Source organism: Pseudomonas sp. 13B_3.2_Bac1, from assembly GCF_025466205.1.
In the GTDB taxonomy this organism is placed as follows: domain Bacteria; phylum Pseudomonadota; class Gammaproteobacteria; order Pseudomonadales; family Pseudomonadaceae; genus Aquipseudomonas; species Aquipseudomonas fluorescens_H.
Map to the genome: position 1 here is coordinate 1 of NZ_JANLOG010000011.1, position 14,247 is coordinate 14,247.

Genomic DNA, 14,247 nt, shown 5'->3' on the forward strand with positions numbered 1-14,247 from the left:
ACGCTAGGGGTGCGACACACCCCAAATAAACCCCCACCCCCCCCCCCCCGCCCCCCCCACCCCCGCTCCCACAGGTTAAGTGTTGCATCAGGAAGCCTCTGCCAGTGGTTTTCGGGCGACGACATTCACCAAGGTTTCCTCGCGCTCGCCAACCGGCTTCGGCCGGCGCAATCCGAATCGCTCCAGCAAGCCAAAGTCCTTCGAACGGCTCCACCACAGATACGGGTACGAGACATTGCGCTCGCCAAACTCGAAACCCTGTTGGCGAATCATCTCCAGGTACTGTGCCGCGCTCTTCTGCACATGCATCGGATGGCGGAACAGCCAGCGAATCACCCAAGTATCAATGTAAGCCTCGGTGGACTCGGCGAACAGCAGATAACCGCCCGGCTTCAGTACGCGGTAGAACTCGGCGAGGGCTTTTTCCTGTTCGACCAGATGATGAAAGGTCTGGTGGCAGAACAGCAGGTCGACACTGGCATCGGCGATGTTGAGCGTCGCGCAATCGCTACCGATAAGCTCCACGTCGAAGCCCTGCCGCGCCGCTTCTTCGGCGCTCAGTTGCAGGCTGTGCGGATCGGCGTCGACGCCGATCAGACGCTGTGGGGCGAAGGTCTGGTGCAGATGGCGGAACGATTTGCCCTGACCGCAGCCGGCATCCAGCAGCACCGGATGGGCCGGCAGCGACTCGCTGAACAATCCGCGCAAATCGTTGATCGCCACGCGCAGCACATGGTGCTGCCAGGTGTGACTGCGCAGGAACCAGAAACCGAAGCGGGTTTCCTCGACGTAGCTGTCGCTCAAGTAATTCATGGGGCGTCCTTTGCACAGAGTTCGGAAATCATCTTCAACCGGCGGCGCGCTTCGCTGACGAACGGGTTGCGTTCATCCCAGGCGTAACCGGCGAGGATCGAGCAGATCATTCGGCGAATCTCCGCCTGACTGTCTTGGTAAAAGATCACGTCCTGAAAGGTGCCGGCGTACCAGCCCTCGACGTAGCAGCGGAAGGTGTCGACCCCGCGCTTGAGCGGCTCGGCGAACTCGCGCTGCCAGTCGACGGTTTCGCCCTGCAACTGCCGGTGCAAGACCGCCGCGGCCATGCTCGCCGAACGCATGGCGATGGTCACGCCGGAAGAGAACACCGGGTCGAGAAATTCTGCGGCGTTGCCAAGCAGGGCGAAGCCCGGGCCGTGCAGGGTTTTCACATTCGCCGCATAACCACCGAGGGTGCGCGCCGGGGTGTCCCACACCGCGTTGTTCAGTACGCCGGCGAGGCTTGGGGTTTCGGCGATGAAGCCGCGCAGGCAGGCATCCAGATCGCTGTCGCGCCCCTGGAAATGTTCGGCGGCAGCCACCACACCCACCGAGCAGCGCCCGTTGCTGAACGGGATCGTCCAGAACCAGATGTCACGGTGCTCGGGGTGGGTGGTGACGAGGATTTTCTCGCGGTCGAAGGCCGGGTTGTCGATGTGATCTTCAACGTGGGTGAATACCGCCTGGCGCACCGGGAAATTCGAGGGTGCTTCCAGATCGAGCAAACGCGACAGCACGCGCCCGTAACCGCTGGCGTCCAACACAAAATCCGCTTCGACGCGGTACTCGCTGCCGTTCTCGCGCAGCACGTCGAGCTGCGGTCTGGCCCGGTCGAAATCGACGCGGACGATGGCATCGCCATAGCGGATTTCGGCACCCTGCAATTCAGCCTGATCGGCCAGCAGCTTGTCGAAGTCGGCACGTTGCACCTGGAATGTGGTTGGCTTGCCTGCGGTGAAGGTGTCGCTGAAATCGAAGGCACTGTAGCGCTCGCCCCAGGCGAAGGCGGCACCGGTCTTGCGCTGGAACCCGGCGGCGTTGACGGCGTCGAGCATGCCGGCCTCTTCGACGAAATCCAGGCAATGGCTGAGCAGACTTTCACCGATGGAAAACCTCGGGAAATGCTGACGCTCGATCACCAGCACATCGTGGCCCTTGCGCTTGAGCAGCGCGGCGGCGATGGCGCCGGACGGTCCGGCACCGATAATCACGACCTGACGGGATTCCATTTCAACGATTGGCACGTGAGCTCCCGGGCGCAGTGGCGGTGGTTTTCAGGGGCGCGCGGTGCAGGCCGATCAGGGCCGGCAACAGCGTCGCGATCAGGCCCATCAGCATCAGCGCGAAGTACAGCGCCGGGCTGATGAGCTGTTGTTGCAGCAGCAGGTTGAGAAAGACGATTTCACTCAGCCCGCGAATGTTCAGCAGCACGCTTTCGCGCCAGCGGCTGGCGCCTTCGAACGACGCACCGGCCCAGCCCAGGCCGAGCCAGTTGCCGAGCAGTTTACTGGCAATCGGCAACAGCAGCAGCGCCGCCCATTGCACCGCGTCGAGGCTGGCGAGGGCGCTGTGCACGTCGATCTGCACGATGCCGAAGGTGAGGATCAGCGGGATCGCGATCCACGTCTGCAAACGGCTCATCCACCGCGCTGGCAATGGCAGCACCAACGGCACCTTCAGCAAGGCCATGCACAGCAGATAACCGATGCCGAAAATCAGCGCGTTGAGTTTGTAGTGCTCGGCCAGCACCAGCAGCGCAAAGAAGCCGAGGCTGTAGGTCAGCGGTCGACGCACGCGCAAAAGATGCAACAGCAGCGGCACGCAGGCCAGACCCAGCGGCAGCAACAGGCTGCTCAGATGCAGACTGCCCTGAGCGAGGCCGAACAGCGTCCAGCAGGTCAGATCGATGAGGATTGCGGTCTGCACCAGACGCCGGGTGGCGGCGGGCGGGTAATCGATGTGGCGCAGGTACAGGTACAGCACCGGGATCGCGGTAATCGCGAACACCAGACCGATCGCCAGCGAGTTCAGCCACGGTTGCGCCGGCAGCAGCCAGCAGGCGGCGGCCAGACCGCAGGCGAACGGCACGACAAAACTCGGCACGGCGATTTTCACGCTCTGGCGGTCCAGACGCAGGTCGATCACATCACTGAGAATGTGCCCGAGCAACAGCGCGAAACTCAGGCTGTAGAGGTCTTTCAGCCAACCCGGCGCAATCAGTTCGGCACCGCTGAGTTGCCAGCCCGGCTCAATCCAAAAGTACATCAGCAGCGGCAATCCGAAGCTGGCCAGCAGCAACTGGCTGACGATCGGGATCAGGCCGAAATGCCGACCGACACGGGTCGCCACAGCGAACAGCGCCAGGGCCAGCAGCCAGAAACCGACGACCATCACGCTGCCGGCTCCGCGACGCTGGCGCTGTGGACGTGACGTCCGGCCCACGGCGCCAGAATGAAACTGAACGCCAGCCCCAGGCTCACCGCCAGGCCGAAATTGCTCACCGCCGGCGTGCTCGACACCGCCAGCAGACCGAACGACAACCAGGTCGTCAGCGCCGCCAGCAAGGTGCCCAGCAAGCTGACAGCCGCACCGCCGACCTGCTCACGCATGAGGATCGCGTAATCGACGCTGATCGCCGTCACCAGCAGCAGGCCGAACAGACTGAACAGGGTCAGCGGCTGACCGAGCCAACCGAGGCTGGCAAGGCTGCACAGCGCTGCCAGCAGCGGCAGGGCGACGATGCGCAAGGCGCCACCGAAACCGAACGGCACGATCAGCACCAGCACGATCAACACACAGGAGGCGAGTTTCAGTTCGGCGGCGCTGATCTGGGTCGCGGCGAACACGTTGTTCAATTCGCCGAGACGATCCACCAGCATCACGCCCGGCAAGTCCAGGGCCTGCACCCGCAGCAGTGACGGATTGTTCAGGCCTTGCAGGCTGGTCATCGCCGCCACGCCGTCAGCGGTCGGGCCGAGCCACAGCGTGCGGTAAGGCTCGCCCAGCGGCCCGGCGAGTGCCGCGTCGATGTCCTCGGACGGCAGACTCTGCAACTGCTGCAGTTCGGTTTGCAACGCCGCGAGCGGTACGCCGAGGTCGAGCAGTGGCTGCCAGTATTGCGGCAGTTTGCTCAGTGCTTCGCGAACCTGCTGTTGCTGGCTCGGCGGACTGAGCAGTTGATCGAGGGCCAGATAGCCTTGCAGTTTGTCGAGGTTGACCAGTTGCTGCAGGCGCTCGCTCAGTGCGGCCTGACGCTCCAGCAGTTGCTGCTGATTGGCGGCGCGCACGAGGAAGAACTGGCTGGTCGGCTGATAGCCGGTGATGCGTGCGATGGTCTGCGCTTCATCGGTCAGGCGTTGTGGCGCACCGACCCACTGGCGGATGTCGTTCTTGCTTTGCAGCTGCACCAGACCGCCAACGCAGAACGCGACCAACAGCGCCAGCAGCACCGGGGTGCGCACGTGTTCGAGCAGAGTTTCGCGCAGTTGCACCAGACGCTCGGCCAGACGCAGCGGCCATTGCGCCGGAACCAGTTCAACATTTTTCAGCAGGGCCGGCAGCAGGCACACTGCCGACAGATACGCACCGAGTAATCCGGCGGCGGAGAACACCGCGATTTGCGTCAGCGCCGGGAAGGGCGTCCAGGCCAGCGCCAGATAACCGATGGCGCTGGTGATCAGGCTCAGCGTCAGCCCGGAGAGTGTCAGGCGCAGGGCCGGCCAGCTGCGCCACGGCTTGAGGCTCCAGCTTTTCGACAGATAGTGCAGCGGGTAATCCACGGCCACGCCGATCAGGCTGGAACCAAGCACCAGCGTCATCACATGCATGTGGCCGAACAGCGCCACGCAAGCCACCGCGCCGAACAGCATCCCCACCAGCACCGGCACGAACGCCAGCAACACCCGCCAGCGGCGAAACACCAACAGCAGCAACAGCAGAATACCGAGGGTGGCGCCGCCGCCGACCCAGGTCATTTCGCGGGTGGCTTGTTGCTGACCGTTGGCGGCGTACAGCAGACCACTGGCGGCCAACAGTTGCACGTCGGCTTTCGCCGCCTGCTCGCGACTGTGCTGCAGCAGATCGGCGACTTTCAGCGGCAGGTTCATGTCGAAGGCATTGCCGGTGGTGCGCGCGCGCAGCAGCACCCAGCTCTTGCCATCGGCATCGGCGACCAGTGCGCCGCTGCCGATGTCCAGTTGCACCGCGCCGTGCTTCGGCTGGCTGTTCTGGATGCGTGCGGTCAGGCCCAGCCAGTCGTCCTGGCTCGGCACCAGGGTGAAACCGTTGAACGGGTCGAACAGTGCCTGCACCCGTTGCTGAATGAACGCATCGGGATGCTCGGTCAGCAGTTGCCGGTCATCCGCCGAGAGCATCGCCAGTCGCCCTTGCAGCAATTGCGTGCGCAGCGCTGGCAGATCCGCCTGCAGGTTCCACTGGACCTTTTCGAACAGACCGCTGGCCTGCCATTGTTCGCCGAGGGTCTGCGCCATGGCCAGCGCTTGCTGGCGATCGGCGTGGCCGACCAGCACCAGCATTTCCCGATTGAGCGGTTCCTGCATGCGTTGTTCGGCGCGCAGTTCGAGGGCATCAGGGTTGGTCCCGGGCACCAGTTCCATGAGGTTGGCCGACAGCGGCGCACCGTCGCGCCACTGCCACCCGGCCAGCGCGACGACCGCCAACAGCAGGATCAGGAACAGCCACGGCAGCCTGCGTTCACTCGGCAAAGTCATGTTGCTCCGTGTCGCTCAACGGTTGACCGGCGCTGCTGTCTTTCATCCGCAGCACAGTGCTGTCGCCCTGGGTTTCCAGCAGTTCGATGGTCTGCACCAGTTCGCCACCGTCGATATTGATCTGCTTGAACACTTGCTTGAGCAGCAGGGAACGCGGGGTCAGAGTGAGTTTCCACTGCTGTGCATCGCCGCTCAGGGCCAGCTCGAAATCCCGTTGCAGGCCGCTGCTGTCACCTTGCAGCACGGCGAGGAACAAGCGGTTCTGCTCGGCCCCGGCGCTCTTATTCGGCAGCAGTTGCCAAGCGTTGCCATCGCGTCGCGCGATGCCGTTGGCGGTGATGCGGTAATCCTGTTGCAACGGGGTCTTGAGCAGCCAGAGCAGGCCGTGATTTTTCGCCAGGACGAAGTTGCCCTTGCTGACCAACGGCTGAGGCAGGGCGCGCAGGTGTTTTTCCTGAATGAACTGGCCGTGGATCACTTCCGGTTTCGCCAGTTGCTCGCTGAGCTGTTGCAGGTCGAAGGCGTTGGCCAGCGTCGACACGGCGAGCAGCGCCATCGCGCCAAGGCATTTGCAGAACAGGTTCATCGCAGCATCCTTTCCACCGCATCGGTGAACACTTTGGGTGACGCCAGTTGCATCTCGCGGCTGCTGATCTCGACCGCCACCTGCACCGAGCTGGCACGGGTCAGGCGCTCGCCGGTCTGCAGGTCGGTGATCAGATAGTTGATCTTCAAGCGGTTCTCCCACTCCACCAGACTGGCGCGTACGTTCAAGCGCTGACCGAACACCGCGCCACGTACATAACGCAGTTGCAGGTCGATGATCGGCCACGCGTAGCCGGACTCGGACATCTGCGTGTAGTTGTGGCCGATCTGGTCGAGCAGCGCGCAGCGCGCCACTTCCAGGTACTTCACGTAATGCCCGTGCCAGACCACGTGCATGGTGTCGACGTCAAAGAACGGCACGAGAATTTCCGTGTCGGCGTGCAGCACTCCGGCGCTACGCATGCAGCCTCCAGTGTTGCTCGGCGATGCGTTGCAGGCACAGGCGCAGTTCGCCTTCCAGCGCGCGGTCTTCGATGACTGGCGGGAAGTCCTTGGCCAGCTCTTCGTGCATGGCGGCCAGCGAAGGTGGCAGCGCACGCGCGTCTTCATCGCGCCCGCGCAGCCATACGCCCTGATTGGCCGCGAGCAACGTGGCGGCGGCGACCTGCTCGGTCAGTTCCAGTACGCGGATCGCGTCGCGGGCGGCGATGGTGCCCATGCTCACCTTGTCCTGGTTATGGCACTCGGTGGAGCGTGAGAACACGCTGGCCGGCATGGTGTTTTTCAGGGCTTCGGCAGTCCAGGCACTGGTGCCGATCTGCACGGCCTTGAAGCCGTGATTGATCATGGCGCGATCCGCCGGGGCGCCGGACAGATTGCTCGGCAAACCGTGGTTGTAGCGCTCGTCGACCAGCAATGCGAGCTGCCGGTCGAGCAGGTCGGCGACGTTGGCCACCAGATTTTTCAGGCTGTCCATGGCGAACGCGATGTGCCCACCGTAGAAGTGCCCGCCGTGCAGCACGCGCTCGGCGTCGGCGTCGATGATCGGGTTGTCGTTGGCGCTGTTGAGTTCGGTCTCGATGAACGCACGCAGCCAGTTCAGGCTGTCGGCCAGCACCCCGAGCACGTGCGGGGCGCAGCGCAGCGAGTAGCGATCCTGCAGGCGATGCAGCGGTGCGGTCGGCGCGTCGATTGCCAGATCCTTGCGCAGCCACGCGGCAACCTGCATCTGCCCCGGATGCGGCTTGGCGGCGAACAGACGCTCGTCGAAGTGTTCCGGATTGCCTTGCAGCGCGACCACGTTGAGCGCGGTGATGCGCGTGGCCAGTTGCAGCAGATAGTCGGCGCGGGCGAAGGCGAGGCAGGCGAGGCCGGTCATCACCGCGGTGCCGTTCATCAAGGCCAGCGCTTCTTTCGGACGCAGCACCAATGGCGTCCAGCCCAGTTCGCGATGCACGTCGGCAGCCTGGCGGCGTTCGCCACGGAACAACACTTCGCGCTCGCCGGACAGGGTGGCGGCGACGTAGGACAGCGGCGTCAGATCGCCGCTGGCCCCGACCGAACCTTCTTCGGGGATCAGCGGCAGGATGTCGTGTTCAAGGAAGGCTTGCAGGCGCTCCAGCAGTTCGATGCGCACCCCGGACACGCCGTGGCACAGCGACTGCAAGCGCGCCGCCAGCACCGCGCGGGTGGCTTGCGGGTCGAGCAGTTTGCCGAGGCCGCAGCCGTGGAAGGTGTAGAGATGACGCGGCAGTGCTTCGACGTGATGCAGCGGCACCGCGACCACGCAGGAATCACCGTAACCGGTGGTCACGCCGTAGATCACGCCTTCCTTGTCCAGCAGCGAATCGAGAAACCGCGCGCCTTTGGCGATGCGCTCGCGGTAGGCGGCGTCGCTCTGCAACTGCACGGGCGCCTGACGGTTGGCCAGGGCCAGCACGTCTTCGATGCGCAAAGGGCGTTCGCCGAAGGTTACCGGCTCATGGGTTGGCGTCGTCATCGGTCTTCCAGAAAGGGTAAAAGTTGAACCATTGGTGCGGGGCTTCGAGGCAATAGTGACTCAGGCGCTGCGCGTAGCGGGTGGCCCACTGATGAATGACCTGCTCGCGCTCGCGGCGCGTCCACGTCACGCTGTCGGCGAACGGTTCAAGAGTCAGGCGATAGTGGCCGTCCGGCTGTTTCAGGCACATCAACAGATTGACCGGGCATTTGAGCAAGCCGGCCAGCAGCCACGGGCCTTGCGGAAACGCTGCCGGGTGGCCGAGAAAGTCCACGCTGACGCTGCGCCCACCGTGCAACGGCACGCGGTCGCCGGCAATCGCCAGCCATTCGCCGCGCTCCAGGCGTTCGTGCAGTTGCAGCATGATCACCGGGTCCAGTTCGCTGACCTGAATCAGGCGCAGATTGGTCGCTCCGGCCTCGCCCAGCAAGCGGTTGAACTGCTCGGCGTGCTTGGTGTGCACCAGCACGTTCATGGTGACCTTTTCGCCGATTTCCGCCAGCGCCCGGCACACTTCGAGGTTACCCAGATGCGCACCGACCAGCAGTTGCCCGCGACTGCCGCGCAACTGATTGCGCAGCAGTGCCGGGTCGATGATTTCGATCTGCTCGATACGGATCTTGCCGTTCCACACGTCGAGCTTGTCGAGCAGCGAATCGGCGAACGCCATGAACTGGCGGAACACCCGCCAATAACTCGGGCGCAATTCGGCGCGGTTGCTCCAGTCAGCCAGCCGTTGCTGGTATTGCCAGGCACTGTTGCGCGCTGTGCGGCCGAACAGGAAGAAGTACAGGACGATGCCGTACAGCAGCGGACTGAGCAGGCGCCGGCCAAGCACTTTGGCGGCGAACGCGGTGAATTTCATCAGCAGGAAGCTGCCGCGCTCTTCGCGGTCGGCCCAGTGCTTCTTGTCGGTCTCGATGCTCATGCTCGCCACCGGCGCCAGAGGATGACCGGCAGGCGCAGCAGCATGCCGAAGAACAACCGGGTGTGCATGCTGGAAATCAGCGCGTTGTCGTGGAACAGGCGGAAGTGTGAGACGCCATCCAGCGGGTAGTGCACGCTGGTCTGCAGCCAGCGCATCGGCTGGTTGCGCCACGACAGGCGCACGAGGATGTCGGAGTCGAAATCCATGCGCTTGCCGACTCGCGCCGAGTCGATCAGCGCCAGCGTCGGGGCCAGCGGATAGACGCGAAAGCCGCACATCGAATCGCGAATCTGCAGCGACAGCGTGTTGATCCAGACCATCACGTGGGTCAGATAACGCGCGTACAAACGGCCCTTGGGCACGCTCTCGTCAAACAGCGGGTAACCGCAGATCATCGCGTCCGGGTGGGCGCGGGATTCCTCGACGAAACGGGCGACGTCGTGCAGGTCGTGCTGGCCATCGGCATCAACCTGCAAGGCATGAGTGAAGCCCAGCCGCGCCGCTTCGCGCAGGCCGGTCATCACCGCGCCGCCCTTGCCCTGATTGAGGGTCAGGCGCACCAGATGCACGTGGTCGCGTTCGGCCAGCGCATCCAGCACGCGCGCGCAGGACGGGGTGCTGGCGTCATCCACCAGAATGCACGGCAGGCCCTGGGCGAGCAGGGCATCGACCACGGTGCCGATCGCGGTTTCATGGTTGTAGACCGGAATCACGGCGCAAGGGTTATGCATTGACCACATCCCCACTGTGGCGAGGGAGCTTGCTCCCGCTCGAGTGCGCAGCACTCGCTCGCAGTTTTGCGTGAACCGAGTTTGGGGCCGCTTCGCAGCCCAGCGGGAGCAAGCTCCCTCGCCACAGGTTATGCATCGGCAGCTCCTAGCAGGATTCGCCCGCTGGAGCAGGTCGCGGTGTCATTGCGGTAGGCGAAATACAGCTTGCCGCGTTCGGGATCGAAACGCAGGTGCAGCTGGATTTCATCGCCCGGGCGCACCAGTTGCTGGAATTTCAGCACTTCCATGCCGGCAAATTTGCCGGGCAGGTTCAGCAGTTGCTGACCGAGGTTCAGTGCCCATTCGACCTGGACTACGCCGGGCAGCACCGGGGCCTTGGGGAAGTGACCGCTGAAGTAGGCCAGGTCTGGCGGAACACTCAATTGCAGGCTCCACTCGCCGTCGGTTTCGAGCTGTTCCAGCACTTCCGGGGCTTTCGGCCGTGGCGCCAGCAGCAGCGCTTCGATGTCGGCCTGCGGCAGCTTGCCCTGGCTGTTCAGCGGCAGTTGCCGCACCAGACGCCAGCGCCGGGGCAAAGCCAAGGCTTCGCAATGCTGGCTCAGGTGTTTGCGCAGGGCTTCGGTCAGGCTGCGACGGCCCTGTTCACGCAAGGCAAACAGGCCCGCGTCGCTGAGCACCAGCAAGGCACCCAGCACCGCACGGTTTTCCTGAACCACGCCCAGACGTGCTTCGGCGACCCAGTCGTGGGCGATCAGCGCCTGTTCCAGCATCGGCAGGGAGATGCGTTTCTCTTCGAGTTTGACGATGCGGTCCAGCCGCCCGAGCAGTTCGAAACGCCCGTCGGCAGCGATGCGCGCGGCGTCGGCGGTGTGTTCGACATGCCCGGCGGGCAAATAGGGGGAAGCGATCAGCAGGGCGCCGTCGCTGTCCTGACTCAGTTCAACCCCAGCGAAGGGCTGCCACAGGCTGGCGCCCTGACGCCAGGCGATGCCACCGGTTTCCGAGCTGCCGAGGATTTCCGTCGGCCACTGGTGCAGGCGTTGCTGCAGACTCTGTGCTGCGTCTGCCGGTAACGCACCGCCGGAGGAAAACACCCGGCGCACGGCACTCAGGGCCGGCCAGTCGAGGTTGTCGCCCATGCGCTTGAGCAGCGCCGGGCTGGCGACCCAGGCGAAGGCCGGGTGTTCGCGGCTGGCGCGCTGCAGGTCTTCCGAGAATGCCAGTTGCTTGCGCCCGAACGGACGTCCGGCGCACAGCGGCCACAGCACCCGGAACAACAAACCGTAGATGTGCTGGGTGGCGACGCTGCCGATGACCCAGGCTTCACCGAGATCCGCGCCCCACAGTTGCTCCAGTGCCTCGACCTCGTTGGCCAGTTGGCGCAGGGTCTTGTCGATGCGCTTGGGTTCACCGCTGGAGCCGGAAGTGCACAGGCTCAGGCGGCACTGCTCGAGATCGAGTTCGGCGCCGGTCAAGGCAGGCTGCAGCAGATCGTTCAAGTGAGCGTCATCGGGATGATCGCTCAGCCACAGATCGACTTCACTCGACCAGCGCTGGCGGGTCTGCGCTTGCAGATCGGAGGGCAGCAGGACGCTGACGCCGGCGCGCCAGGCTCCGAGCAGGGCGATGGCGAGGTCGGCGGCATCTTCCAGATGCACCGCCATGCGCTGCACGCCGCGTGCCTGCAGGCCGGCGGCAACGCTCAGCGCCTGCTCGCGCAGTTGCGTGTGGTCGAGCGCCGGGGCGGCGCTGATCGCGCGCTCCGGCAGGGCCTTGAGCAACAGTTGCTCAAGTTTTATCCAGTTCATTTACGGCCTCTTACCCGTTGTCGTATCAGCCATTCAATGGCAAACATCAGGCCGATCAATCCGTAGGAGATCAGGCCGGTGTACAACATCCACCAATGCAGCGGCGCCCACAGGGTCAGGAGCGCGGCGCACAAACCGTTGCAGAAGAAAAACACGCTCCAGGCCACGGTGACCTGGCGGGTGTAGCGGATCGCCTCGGGCGGCAGGTGCGGCTCGCGCAGTCGCGCCAGACGCTCGACCATCGGCGGCCCGTATTTCAGGCTCAGGCTGAACAGCACCAGCATGAAGCCGCTGATCAACACCGGATACCAGCGCAGTAACAGCGGACTGTCGAACAGCGCCAGCAGCAGGCAGAACACGATCGCCACACAGGCCATCCAGCGGCTGCCGGGCTTGCGTTCGCCGGTCAGCGCGCGCGCCAGCCACAGCCCGCCCAACAGCAGTCCGAACTGCCACGGGGCGAAGTGCTCCATGCCGAAATACACCGCAAAGGGGTACAGCAGCCCCGCCAACAGCAGGCCGAGGCCGATCAATCGGCTCATGCGGCCGGTTGAACCAGACGGTAGACCGCCTCGACCACGTCACCGACAGTGCGCACCGATTTGAATTCTTCGGCGGCGATTTTCTTGCCGGTCTGGCGTTTGATGTGATCGATCAGGTCGACCGCGTCGATGCTGTCGATTTCCAGATCCTGATACAGGTTGGACTCCAGGCTGATCCGCGCCGGATCCAGTTCGAACAGCTCGACCAAGGCATCGCGCAGGGTGTTGAAAATGTCGTCACGAGTTTGCATGGTCCGGTCTCAAGCTGCCTTTTTTGCCGTGACGAATGCCGCAAGGCTCGCCACGTTGGTGAAGTGGTTACGGGTGTCTTTGGCGTCGGCGTCGATCTTGATGCCGTACTTTTTCTGGATCGCCAGACCCAGTTCCAGTGCGTCGACGGAATCCAGGCCCAAGCCTTCGCCGAACAGCGTCTGTTCGTCGCCGATGTCGTCGACGCTGATGTCTTCGAGGCCCAGGGCATCGATGATCAGCAGTTTGATGTCGCGCACCAGGCCAGGGTTATTCAGATCGCTCATCTTCGGCGAGCTCCTTAATGTAGTAAGAGTGCAAATAATCATTGAGCTTGCGCGAGGCCTGCGGTGCAGGGCCTTGCGTGGCGAAAGTCTGTGGATCTATATCGGCCCCGATACGAAAACTGAAGTGCACGCGGCGGTGAGGGATGCGATACCAGGGTTCGGCCTTGGTCAGGGTGGTCGGATTGACCTTGATGACCACTGGCGTAAGGATTTTCGCACCGCGCAGGGCAATCGCCGCCGCCCCCCGATGAAAGGCCGGCGCCTGCCCCGGCTGAGTGCGCGTGCCCTCGGGGAAAATGATCAGGGTCTGGCCGTTTTGCAGGGATTCGGCCGCGGCATCGAGCATGTCCATGCTGCCGTCATTGCTGATGTATTCGGTGCTGCGCAGCGGGCCGCGGGTGAAGGGGTTTTCCCACAGGCTTTTCTTCACCACGCAATTGGCCTGACGCACCAGGCCGATCAGGAACACCACGTCGATCAGCGACGGGTGGTTGGCGATGATCATCTGCCCCGGCCGGCCGAGGCGTTCCGCCCCTTGAATGTCGTAGGTCAGGACGCCGGTGCGGGCCATGAACCGCACGAAAAACCAGAACAGCCGACTGACGGTCTGTCGCGCGCGCTGGCGATGCTTGAGCGCGTCTCCCGGCAAATAGCCGAGCAACGGGAACACCAGCAGGCGCAGGCACAGCCCGCCCAGCCCGAACAGAGCGAAACTGGCGGCGGTGGCCAGCAAGCGCCAGTAATAGGCGTCGCGGTTTTTCTCGGTCACGGGTTGCGTTGCCAGGTCCATACACGATTTTTCCAGGCATGTTGGCAATGGGATTGCTGGCCGAGCAGGGTGCGCAACAGATTGAGCGCGTGTGGCCATTGCGTTTTGGACAGTGCCTCCGGGCCGCTGTTCAGGGTCAGCCGCCAGTCGGTACCGGGAGTGAGCAGCAGGCCCAGCGCATAAGGGAACGGGACGTCGTCGATCCACTGCGAATAGGCCTGGGGCGGCTGCTCTTCGGTGATGATCAGCAGCACCGCCGGAGCGCCTTCGTCGAGCAGGGCAGCGGCTTCGAGGATGCCATGTTCCAGGCCGTCGCCCGCCGCCGCGAGGGCGGTCATTTCGCTGGTTTCGCCGCGCATGATCGACCACAGACCGATGATTGCGTTGTGCACCGACAGGCTGAACTGGGTCGGCGACAACGGCTCGTCCTTGGCCAGATCACTGAGGATCTCGAAGGTACGCGGGGTTTCGCCGTGGCGCGAAACAAACACCAGCGGCAGGTTCTCCCGTCCGTCGGCCAGCGGCCAGCCGACACTGAACGCCATGCGCGCCAGGCGGCTGAGCCGACGGCGCTGCATCGCCGGCAGAAACGACACATCGGGCGCGACATCGCTGCCCGGGAGCACGACCGGTTGTCGGCTCCAGGCCTGCCACGCGTCCACGCTGTCGAGCCCCGGGGCCCACGCGCGCCATTGGGCGATGTTGAAGTTGATCACGGAGTTCATCCCGCCCCTGCGGGCTTTTATGACGCTTTGAGTCGCCAAAGCCGCGGCTGACCTGACGTGGCGCTTGGCGCCGGGTGGCGCGCATTATCCCGGTGCGACGAGTGTGTAGCAAATGTTGGT

General features: G+C 64.0%; 15 protein-coding genes. All 15 read right to left on the minus strand.

The genetic code is table 11. The features are described 5' to 3' along the window. Positions 1-87: 87 nt before the first annotated feature. The 15 genes from NTD85_RS01790 to NTD85_RS01860 all read right to left on the minus strand — a co-directional run bounded on the left by NTD85_RS01790 (position 88) and on the right by NTD85_RS01860 (position 14,127). Positions 88-813, minus strand: a complete 726-nt coding sequence (locus tag NTD85_RS01790; protein WP_262141279.1) for a class I SAM-dependent methyltransferase — start codon at positions 811-813, stop codon at positions 88-90. Then, positions 810-2,057 carry an NAD(P)/FAD-dependent oxidoreductase gene (locus NTD85_RS01795; RefSeq protein ID WP_201135992.1) on the minus strand — a complete coding sequence of 416 codons (1,248 nt, stop codon included), beginning with the start codon at positions 2,055-2,057 and terminating at the stop codon, positions 810-812. Before NTD85_RS01795 ends, NTD85_RS01790 begins: the two co-directional genes overlap by 4 nt. Continuing rightward, positions 2,044-3,207 (minus strand): sodium:proton antiporter, encoded by a 1,164-nt coding sequence (locus tag NTD85_RS01800; RefSeq protein ID WP_262141280.1) that lies wholly within the window; start codon positions 3,205-3,207, stop codon positions 2,044-2,046. Before NTD85_RS01800 ends, NTD85_RS01795 begins: the two co-directional genes overlap by 14 nt. Next, entirely contained in the window at positions 3,204-5,543 is a 2,340-nt protein-coding gene (locus tag NTD85_RS01805; RefSeq protein WP_262141281.1) for an MMPL family transporter, read from the minus strand. Before NTD85_RS01805 ends, NTD85_RS01800 begins: the two co-directional genes overlap by 4 nt. Next, on the minus strand, positions 5,527-6,129 hold the full coding sequence (locus tag NTD85_RS01810) for an outer membrane lipoprotein carrier protein LolA (RefSeq protein ID WP_262141282.1): 603 nt from the start codon (positions 6,127-6,129) through the stop codon (positions 5,527-5,529). Before NTD85_RS01810 ends, NTD85_RS01805 begins: the two co-directional genes overlap by 17 nt. Then, entirely contained in the window at positions 6,126-6,551 is a 426-nt protein-coding gene (locus NTD85_RS01815; RefSeq protein ID WP_027611337.1) for an acyl-CoA thioesterase, read from the minus strand. Before NTD85_RS01815 ends, NTD85_RS01810 begins: the two co-directional genes overlap by 4 nt. Continuing rightward, the gene (gene hutH / locus NTD85_RS01820; RefSeq protein WP_262141283.1) at positions 6,544-8,088 is read right to left on the minus strand and encodes a histidine ammonia-lyase; all 1,545 of its coding nucleotides are present in this window, start codon (positions 8,086-8,088) and stop codon (positions 6,544-6,546) included. The genes NTD85_RS01815 and hutH overlap by 8 nt, the downstream gene beginning before the upstream one ends. Next, positions 8,069-9,016 (minus strand): glycosyl transferase, encoded by a 948-nt coding sequence (locus NTD85_RS01825; protein WP_262141284.1) that lies wholly within the window; start codon positions 9,014-9,016, stop codon positions 8,069-8,071. The genes hutH and NTD85_RS01825 overlap by 20 nt, the downstream gene beginning before the upstream one ends. Beyond that, positions 9,013-9,747 carry a glycosyltransferase family 2 protein gene (locus NTD85_RS01830; protein ID WP_226499861.1) on the minus strand — a complete coding sequence of 245 codons (735 nt, stop codon included), beginning with the start codon at positions 9,745-9,747 and terminating at the stop codon, positions 9,013-9,015. Before NTD85_RS01830 ends, NTD85_RS01825 begins: the two co-directional genes overlap by 4 nt. Before the next feature lie 128 nt (positions 9,748-9,875). After that, positions 9,876-11,555 carry an acyl-CoA synthetase family protein gene (locus NTD85_RS01835; protein ID WP_262141285.1) on the minus strand — a complete coding sequence of 560 codons (1,680 nt, stop codon included), beginning with the start codon at positions 11,553-11,555 and terminating at the stop codon, positions 9,876-9,878. Next, entirely contained in the window at positions 11,552-12,097 is a 546-nt protein-coding gene (locus NTD85_RS01840) for a membrane protein (protein ID WP_007967286.1), read from the minus strand. Before NTD85_RS01840 ends, NTD85_RS01835 begins: the two co-directional genes overlap by 4 nt. Continuing rightward, entirely contained in the window at positions 12,094-12,348 is a 255-nt protein-coding gene (locus NTD85_RS01845; RefSeq protein ID WP_003220947.1) for an acyl carrier protein, read from the minus strand. The genes NTD85_RS01840 and NTD85_RS01845 overlap by 4 nt, the downstream gene beginning before the upstream one ends. 9 nt (positions 12,349-12,357) lie before the next feature. After that, positions 12,358-12,633 (minus strand): phosphopantetheine-binding protein, encoded by a 276-nt coding sequence (locus NTD85_RS01850; protein ID WP_003220949.1) that lies wholly within the window; start codon positions 12,631-12,633, stop codon positions 12,358-12,360. Beyond that, positions 12,617-13,423, minus strand: a complete 807-nt coding sequence (locus NTD85_RS01855) for a lysophospholipid acyltransferase family protein (RefSeq protein ID WP_003220951.1) — start codon at positions 13,421-13,423, stop codon at positions 12,617-12,619. Before NTD85_RS01855 ends, NTD85_RS01850 begins: the two co-directional genes overlap by 17 nt. Beyond that, positions 13,399-14,127, minus strand: coding sequence for a beta-ketoacyl synthase chain length factor (locus NTD85_RS01860; protein WP_103521132.1), 729 nt, complete (start codon positions 14,125-14,127; stop codon positions 13,399-13,401). Before NTD85_RS01860 ends, NTD85_RS01855 begins: the two co-directional genes overlap by 25 nt. Between the last annotated feature and the right edge of the window lie 120 nt (positions 14,128-14,247).